9 protein-coding genes are annotated in these 8,196 nt (G+C 75.0%); 2 read left to right on the top strand and 7 right to left on the bottom strand.

All coding sequences use genetic code 11. From position 1 onward, the window contains the following. Window positions 1-88 precede the first annotated feature (88 nt). The 4 genes from ACH5HR_RS13780 to ACH5HR_RS13765 form a co-directional block, all read right to left on the bottom strand. A complete protein-coding gene (locus tag ACH5HR_RS13780) occupies window positions 89-1,090 on the bottom strand; it encodes a L,D-transpeptidase family protein (protein WP_416478336.1) in 1,002 nt (333 codons plus the stop codon). A 230-nt stretch (window positions 1,091-1,320) separates the two neighbouring features. Continuing rightward, window positions 1,321-1,581, bottom strand: a complete 261-nt coding sequence (locus tag ACH5HR_RS13775; protein ID WP_402372552.1) for an SHOCT domain-containing protein — start codon at window positions 1,579-1,581, stop codon at window positions 1,321-1,323. Window positions 1,582-1,704: 123 nt separating this feature from the next. Then, entirely contained in the window at window positions 1,705-2,370 is a 666-nt protein-coding gene (locus tag ACH5HR_RS13770; RefSeq protein WP_402372549.1) for a response regulator, read from the bottom strand. Beyond that, window positions 2,367-3,593: a sensor histidine kinase gene (locus ACH5HR_RS13765; RefSeq protein ID WP_416478334.1), complete on the bottom strand. Its 1,227-nt coding sequence runs from the start codon at window positions 3,591-3,593 to the stop codon at window positions 2,367-2,369. Before ACH5HR_RS13765 ends, ACH5HR_RS13770 begins: the two co-directional genes overlap by 4 nt. Before the next feature lie 151 nt (window positions 3,594-3,744). On the opposite strand from ACH5HR_RS13765, the gene ACH5HR_RS13760 reads away from it, so the two are divergent. Both ACH5HR_RS13760 and ACH5HR_RS13755 read left to right on the top strand, forming a co-directional pair. Then, complete coding sequence (locus tag ACH5HR_RS13760) at window positions 3,745-5,028, top strand: phosphotransferase family protein (protein ID WP_402372543.1); 1,284 nt, start codon at window positions 3,745-3,747, stop codon at window positions 5,026-5,028. Between the two features lie 119 nt (window positions 5,029-5,147). Continuing rightward, window positions 5,148-5,582, top strand: coding sequence for a hypothetical protein (locus ACH5HR_RS13755; protein ID WP_416478333.1), 435 nt, complete (start codon window positions 5,148-5,150; stop codon window positions 5,580-5,582). A gap of 154 nt (window positions 5,583-5,736) precedes the next feature. On the opposite strand, the gene ACH5HR_RS13750 is transcribed toward ACH5HR_RS13755, so the two are convergent. The 3 genes from ACH5HR_RS13750 to ACH5HR_RS13740 are packed head-to-tail and all read right to left on the bottom strand — an operon-like array spanning window position 5,737 to window position 8,191. Beyond that, entirely contained in the window at window positions 5,737-6,393 is a 657-nt protein-coding gene (locus ACH5HR_RS13750) for a response regulator transcription factor (RefSeq protein ID WP_402372539.1), read from the bottom strand. Next, entirely contained in the window at window positions 6,390-7,892 is a 1,503-nt protein-coding gene (locus ACH5HR_RS13745; RefSeq protein WP_402372537.1) for a sensor histidine kinase, read from the bottom strand. Before ACH5HR_RS13745 ends, ACH5HR_RS13750 begins: the two co-directional genes overlap by 4 nt. Beyond that, window positions 7,892-8,191 (bottom strand): hypothetical protein, encoded by a 300-nt coding sequence (locus ACH5HR_RS13740; protein ID WP_416478331.1) that lies wholly within the window; start codon window positions 8,189-8,191, stop codon window positions 7,892-7,894. Before ACH5HR_RS13740 ends, ACH5HR_RS13745 begins: the two co-directional genes overlap by 1 nt. Between the last annotated feature and the right edge of the window lie 5 nt (window positions 8,192-8,196).

Genomic DNA, 8,196 nt, shown 5'->3' with positions numbered 1-8,196 from the left:
GGGGGGGCCCCCCCCCGGGGGGGGGGGGGCCCCCCGGGGGGGGGGGGGCCCCCCCCACCGCGGGAGGGAGGGCGGGCGCGGGAGGGGGTCAGTAGACGACGACCGGGGTGCCCTTCGACATGCCCCAGGTGTCCCAGAGCCAGTTCATCGCGGAGTTCGACACGCGGACGCAGCCGTGCGACGCCGGCCACGGCGGGATCGATCCCGACCCGTGCACGGCGAACGACCCGTGGAAGTACTTCGGCCGGTACATCGAACCCAGCTCCAGCGTCGACTCGTGCAGATAGTTGCGCTCCATGTACACCGCGAACGATCCCCGCGGGGTGCTCGCCGTGTACGTGCGGCCCCTGGCCTCGTACGTCTCGCCGTTGCCGGACGACGCGTTGAGCACGCGGGTGACGCGGCCGTCCTCGACCGTCATGAGGAGCTGTCGGGACAGGTCGATCTCCACGACCTTGCCCGACGACGACTGCGGTGACGGCCGGGCGCCCGAGTCGAGCGCCTTCTGCGTCTGGGGCCCGACGACGCCGTCCCGCCCGAGGCCGGCGGCCTTCTGCAGGGCCCACACCGCCTGCTGGGTCGCGGGCCCGAACCGCCCGTCGACCTCCGGCAGGAAGTAGCCGAGGTCGACCAGGCGCTGCTGCAGGGCGGTCACCTGCTTGCCGGACGCCCCGTAGGCGGGCCAGTCGGGCGCCTCGTCCTTCGCCTCGGCCCCCTTCTTGCCGGAGCCCTTGCCCTTCTTGTCCTGAGAGCCGCGCTCCTTCGCCTCGGCCTGCTTCGCCTCGTCCACCGCCGAGTCGTCGGCGTCGTCCGCCTCGGCGTCGCCCGCGTCCGATGACGGCGACGCGGCCGCCGAGGGGCGCTCGGTCGGGAGGCCCTCCGGAGACGGCAGGTCCGTGACGGCGTCGGCCGAACCGGGCGAGGCCTGCGGGGCAGCCGTCGGCGTGGTCGCAGCCGTGCTCGACTTTGCCGACGTGGGCTCCTGCCCCTCGGTCCCGGTGAGTGTCGCGCAGCCGGGTACCAGCAACAGTGCGAGTCCGATACCGGCTGCCGTGAGCCGTCGTCGCCTCGTCGTCGTGGTCCTCGTCATCGTGCACACCTTCCCGGAACGGCCGCGTCGGGCCGGGCTCGCGACCGCGGAGTACCACCGTGCCGCGTCGGCGACCGCTTGGCGAGCCACGGCGCCGTCCGACCGGTGATCGACACCGTCTCGTGACCTGGACGTCGTCACCGTGAGGTGATCTCACCGTCCATGACGACGGCAGGCGTCGATCGGGACAGACGGCACCGCGGCATCGATACGCGGGAGCCTCGCCGGGGTCAGCGTGCGCGCAGCACCTCCAGGCGGTGCCGGTACTCGCTCTCGTCGATCTCGCCGCGCGCGTAGCGCTCGCCGAGCACCGACTCGGGGGACCCGGCACGGCCCCACGGGCCCCAGCCGTGCCGGGCGCGCCGGGCGACGAGGAACACCACCGCCGCGAGCAGCAGGAACCACAGGATCGGCAAGACGATCCACCAGCCCGGCCCACCGCCGCCCGACCAGGCGGGGTGGGCGGCGACGGATGCCACGGTGGTCAGCATGTCGGTCTCCTTCGGGTCGTGGCCGCGCGTGGTGCGGGCCTGGTCCCACGGTCGCGGTCGAGGCGCTCGCCGTCGTCCCCCGTGGGTGCCGATCCTCGTCGTCCCGGGGTGCCGCCCGGCCGGTCAGCCCGACCAGCCGGGCCGCACCACGCCGGCCTCGTAGGCGGTGACCACGAGCTGGGCCCGGTCGCGCGCCGCGAGCTTGGTCATCACGCGCGACACGTGGGTCTTGACGGTCGACTCGGAGAGGTGCAGGTGGCGGGCGATCTCCTCGTTGGACGCCCCGCCGGCCACCTCGACGAGGACCTGGTGCTCGCGGTCCGTGAGGTCGGCCAGCCCGGGCGGCGGCACCACCTCCCGGGTGGCGGCGGCGACCCGGGCCAGCAGCCGTCGCGTCACGCCGGGGGAGAGGAGGGCGTCGCCGGCGGCGGCCACGCGCACCGCCCGGACCAGGTCCGCCGGCTCGGTGTCCTTGACGAGGAACCCGGTCGCGCCGCCCCGGATGGCCTCGGCCACGTAGTCGTCGAGCTCGAAGGTCGTCACCACGACGACGTGCACGTGGCTCGCCCGCCGGTCGGCGACGATCCGCCGGGTGGCCGCCAGGCCGTCGAGCCCCGGCATGCGGACGTCCATGAGCACGACGTCGGGGAGCAGCTCGAGGGCGAGGCGGACGGCGTCGTGCCCGGTGGAGGCCTCGCCGACCACCGTCATGCCGTCCTCGGCCGTCAGGAGGGCGCGGAACCCGCCGCGCACCAACGCCTGGTCGTCGGCCAGCAGCACCCGGATCATGTGTCCTCCTGCGTCCCGGAGCCCGCGTCGTGCGGCGGGCTCGCCCACGGGATCGTCGCATCGACCGCGAACCCGTCGCGGGTCGGGCCCGCGTACAGGGTCCCGCCGGCGCCCTCGACCCGCTCGCGCATCCCGCGCAACCCGTACCCCGGGTGTCCGGACGGGCCTGGGGTCGGTCCGTCGCCCGGGCGGCCTCCGTCGCTCACCCGTACGCGGAGCGACCCACCCTGGCGGTCGAGGCGGACGACGACGGCGCGCGCGTCCTGCGCGTGCCGGCCCACGTTGGTCAGGGCCTCCTGGACCACGCGGTAGGCGATCCCGGCGACGTGCGGCGGGACCTCGGGCAAGGGCTCCGCGTCGAACCGCACGGTGGTCCCGAGCGCACGCAGGGGCTCGGCGAGCGCCGGGAGCGTCGCCAGGTCCCAGGCGGGTGCGGGGACGTGGTCGCCGGCGACGACGGCGCCGTCCTCCAGCCGGACCACGCCCAGGACGGCGCGCACCTCGTCGAGCGCGTCACGGCTGGTGGCGCGGATCGACGTGAGCGCGGAGCGGGCCTGCTCCGGGTCGCGTTCCAGCAGGTGCAGCCCCACGCCGGACTGCACGGTGATCGCGGACAGCGAGTGGGCCAGCACGTCGTGCAGCTCGCGGGCGATGCGGAGCCGTTCGGTGGCCACGGCGGTGCGCTCCCGCTCGAGGCGGGCGGCCCGGTGCGCCGCCACCCGGGCGAACCGTTCGCGGACCGCACCCGCCACGAGCAGCGCGACGGCCGTCCACGCGATCCCACCGAGGATGCCGGCGGGCCGGGGGACGTCGGTGCGCAGGGCGGCCGCCGCCAGGATCGCGCCCCAGCCCACCACCGCCCCGGACCAGGCGACGACGCGTGCTCGCCGTGCCGGGCCGGTCAGGGCGACCGTGACGAGCACCCCGAGCAACCCGCCGATCGCGGGACCCCACGCGTAGCCGAGCGCGAGGTAGCTGCCGACGGCGGTCGCGGCGAGCAGGACCGCCACCACGGGGCGCCGCACGAGCGCAGCCACGACGACGGGGGACGCCAGCGCCAGGCCGAGCCCCAGCACGTCCAGCGGTCGTTCGCCGGGACGCCAGTGCGAGGCGCCCAGCGTGCCGACCGTGACGACGACGGCCAGTGCCGTCGCGAGGAACAGGCGCGGCCGCCGCCGGTCGAGCGGACCTCGCGCGTCCTCGCCGGTGTGGGACCGGTCCATGCCTGGCACCGTACGCCGAGCGGTTCCCGGGCGCGTCCCGCTGAGGTGCCGTCCGCCGTCGTCCCCGGGTACCGCTCGCCCGACGGTCCGGATGAGAGGACTCTCATCCGGCTCTCACCGCCCACCCGCTCGAGTGCGATCGGATGGCCGTATGACCGTCGAGACCTCTGCCTCCCGGACCTCGCCCGCAGACCACCGCGTCTGGCGGGACCTGCTGACCGGTCCGTCGGCGGGCGCGGTCCTCGCGGCCGCGCTGGGGGCCGACGGCGCGAGCCTCGACACCTGGCACGTGCGCGAGGTGCAGGCACGCCCGGGCGCGGAGCTGACGGTGGCCTACGACGTCGTCGCGCGTCGCCGGGACGACGGCGCGGACACCAGCGCGCACGAGCACCTCTTCGCCACGAGCGCGGCGGGCCTGGACGCCGGCGCCGACAGCACGGCCCTGGACGACGGCGTGGTGCGGCTCGACGACGGCACGCACCTCCTGCACGTCTGGCGCCACCCGCACGACCCGGCGCTGCCCGGGATGCCGGTCGGCACCACACCGGCGCGACTGACGGCGCGGCTGCGCGAGGCCGGCATCGCCGCCGACGTCCTGTCGCTGGAGACCGTGACCTACCGGCCGATGCGGCGGGCCGTGCTGCGAGCCCGCACCACGATCGGGACGCTGTACGTCAAGGTGGTCCGGCCCGCGCGGGCGGCCGCCCTCGTGCAGCGGCACGAGCTGTTCACCGCCCAGGACCGGCTCGCCGCACCGCGGGTGCTGACCTGGGGCGACGACGGTGTCGTGGTGCTCGCGGAGCTCGTCGGCCGACCGCTGGCCGACCACCTGGCGGCCACGCCCGCGCACCGGCAGCCCGACGCTTTCGACCCCGCCGACCTCCTGCGCCTGGCCGCCGCGCTGCCCGCCGAGGGCGTCCGGCTGCCGCGCCGTGCGCCCTGGGCGGAGCGGCTCGACCAGTACACCGCGGCGCTCGCGGACGGGCACGGCATCGACCCCGCGCGGCTGGACCGGCTGGCGGCCGGGGTGCGTGACGCCGTCCGGGGCCGGGACCTGGGCCCGGTCGTGACCACGCACGGCGACCTCCACGCCGCGAACATCGTGCTCGGGGACGCCGGGCCGGGCGCCGCGCCGCGGCCGGCGGGCGTCCTCGACGTCGACACCCTGGGTCCCGGCCACCTGGTCGACGACCTGGCATGCGCCGTCGCCCACCTCGCCGTGCTGCCGGGCCTCGCGCCCGGGACGTACGACGGCGTCGACGGGCTGGTCGAGCGCTGCCTGGCGGGGTTCGGTGCCGCGGTGGACCCGGTGGTGCTGCGGGCCCGGGCGGCCGCCGTCGTGGTCTCGCTCGCCGTCGGGGCGCCGGACGCTGCGACCGCGTCCGGCTGGATCGACGTCGCCGAGCGGTTCGTGGCGGCGGTCGAAGGTTTCTGAGAGTCCTCTCACCTCGACCTCCTCGACGTCTCACCCGGAGCCGCGAGTCTTGAGTCATCAGGCAGCCGGAGGGCTGCACCGACGGACCGAGGGTCCTCGCCACGAAGGAGCTGGAACTCATGAAGGCACGCAACGTCTGGATCGTCAGCGGAGCGCTCGGAGCGGTCGCGCTGGGTACCACGATGGCCGCTGCGCAGGGGACGTTCGACGCGCCGTCGGACAAGGTGGTCTCGTCGGCCGTCACTGTCGGTGACGACACGACCGGTGCTGTGACCGACCCGGGGGCCAGCACCGCGACGGACACCCAGTCGGCCTCGCCGTCGCCGGCCGCCGTGCAGAACAGCACGTCGATCACCACGGTCACCGCGGGTTCGGTGGCCAGCGCCACCACGGCCCCGACGACGGACACCCCCGGCTCGCCGGTCAGCCCGGTCTCGGCGACGAGCCCCGTCAGCCCGGTGTCCCCCCAGAGCGCCCAGTCGGCCGACTCTGCCCAGTCGGCCCAGAGCGCCCAGAGCGCCCAGTCGGCGCCGTCCGCCCCCTCGGCGGACTGAAGCCCGACCGGCCGGCAGTCATCCAGAAAGGTGGGTCGGGGTTCCTCGCGCCGTCGTCAGACGGGAAGCGCAGGTCGCGCAGCGACCGTGAGCGCGACGGCGCGAGGAACCCCGACCCACCCTTCGTCGTCGACCGGCGAACGAGACGGAGCCGTCACGCCAACCGGTACCCCATCCCGCGGACCGTGACGAACCGTTCCGCGCCCAGCTTGTTGCGCAGGTAGCGCACGTACACGTCCACCACGTTGGACCCGGGGTCGAAGTCGTAGCCCCACACCCGTGAGAGCAGCTGTTCGCGGCTGAGCACCTGCCCGGGGTTGCGCAGGAACGCCTCGGCGAGGGCGAACTCGCGAGCGGAGAGGTCCACCTCGACGTCACCGGCACGAGCCCGCCGGGTGCGCAGGTCGAGGCTGAGGTCGCCGTGGCTCAGGACGGTCACGTCGCCGCCGGGCTCGGTGCGCAACCGCAGCCGGATGCGCGCCAGGAGCTCCTCGAACCGGAACGGCTTGGGCATGTAGTCGTCGGCGCCGCCCTCGAGGCCTGCCACGGTGTCGGAGACCGAGGTCCGTGCCGTCAGGATGATCACGGGCATAGCGACCTTCGCCTCGCGGAGCCGGCGCAGCACGGTGAACCCGTCCTGGTCGGGCAGCCCGAGGTCCAGCACGAGCAGGTCGAAGTCGCCGGAGGCGGCGAGGTCGAACGCCTCGCGGGCCGTGCCCACCGTGGTGCTGGCGTAGCCGGCGGCGCGCAGTCCCTTGGCGATGAACGAGGCGATGCGGGACTCGTCCTCGGCGACGAGGATCTGGCTCACGGGTCGGTCCTTCCGTCTGGTCGGGTGTCGGTCGGCGTGGCCGCGGGACGGGCGATCACCGGCAGGTCGATGGTGAACGTGGCGCCGTGACCGGGGACGGAGTCCACGGAGACGGTCCCCTCGTGACCCTCGGCGATCGCGGCGACGATCGCGAGGCCGAGCCCGGACCCGTCCCGCCGGTCTCCGCCGTGGTCGCCGCGAGCGAACCGGTCGAAGATCGCGGTGGCGTCCTCGCTCGAGATCCCGACGCCCTCGTCGCGCACCCACAGGTGGACCCGCGAGCCGTCGTCGCTGATGCGCGAGCCGATCGCGACCACGCTGCCGTCGTCCGAGAACTTCACGGCGTTCGCCGCGAGCTGCAGCCAGGCCTGGGTCAGTCGCTGGGCGTCGGCGAGGGCGAACGCGTCGGTGCGGTCGTCCACGAGCCAGGTCCGCTCGCCGAGGGGACGGATCTTGTCGAGCACGTCGTCGGTGAGGCGCCCGAGGTCCACGAGGGCGGGACGGACGAAGTCCGGCTGCCCGACGGTGGCGAGGGTCACGAGGTCGTCGACGAGGCGGCGCATCCGGTCCAGCTCGTCGAGCGCCAGGTCGCGGGTGTCGGCCGCGTCGGCCGGGTCGTGCGGGTCCATCAGCTCGAGGTGGCCCTGCACGATCGTCAGTGGTGTGCGGAGCTCGTGCCCGACGTCGTCGAGCAGCCGTCGCTGTGCCTCGAAGGACTCCTCCAGCCGACCGAGCATGCCGTTGAAGGCTCGGGTGAGCTGGGTGAGGTCGTCGTTGCCGGTCTCGGGGATGCGCGCCGACAGGTCGGTGTCGCCGATCTGCTGGGCCGTCCGGGCGAGGAGGCGGATCGGCCGGAGCAGCCGTCCGGCGAGCAGCCAGCCCACGACGCCGGTGACCACCAGCGCGACGAGGGCCACGAGCGCGTAGCCGCGGAAGACGGCGTGGGTCACGGCGTGCTCCGCGGCCCGGTCGTAGGCGAGCACGAGCGCGGCCGGGGCGCCCGCGGAGTCCGCCTGCGCGCCGGGGAGCGACGCCACGGGGACCACGAGTGCGCGGTAGTCGGTCGACGCGGTCTGCACCGACCGGAGCACGGCCTGCTCGGCGTCGACCAGCGGGGTCACCGCCTCGACGAAGGCCGCGTCGTCCTCCAGGTGGACCGTCACCGCCTGCTGCGTGACCAGCGGGCTCTTCCCGGCACGCAGACCGATCACACCTTCGTTGCGGCTCGGCACGGTGAGCTGGATCGCCGTGACGACGACATCCTCCGGGGAGGAGAACGGCTCACCGGTCACGGGGCTGACGCCGGACTCCGCGAGCGCCCGCAGCTCGTCGACGTCCTGCACGAGGTCGGCATCGATCCGGGTGTCGACCTGCCGGAAGGCGAGGAGGTAGGCGGTCCCGCCCGCCAGGGTGACGGCGAGCACGGTGAGGGCGAGCAGGGCGGCCAGGATGCGGGTGCGAACGGTGAGGCCACGGGCCGGGTCGGTGACGAGGGCCATCAGTCGTCGTCCTCGTCATCGTCGTCGTCGTCCTCGTCGTCGTCATCGTCGTCGACCGCCGGCGGCACCGGGGCGACCTCGCCGTCCTCCCGGGCCGGGCGCTCCGACGGCGTCGGACGATCGGAGGGCGTCGGGCCGGCGGGGAGCGACGGCTCGGGCGAGGGGGTGATGACGACGACGCTCCCGACGTCGCGGTCCTCGGGCTCGCCGGACACGGCGGCGGCCACCGCGACCCCGGCCGCGACCAGGAGGAGCCCGACGAGCGCCCAGGTGAGCAGACGGAGCGTCGGGCGAGTCATGCGCG

It is taken from the genome of Isoptericola maris, from assembly GCF_048065335.1.
Taxonomy (GTDB): Bacteria; Actinomycetota; Actinomycetes; order Actinomycetales; family Cellulomonadaceae; genus Isoptericola; species Isoptericola rhizosphaerae.
This window is presented reverse-complemented; position numbering and strand designations above follow the sequence as displayed.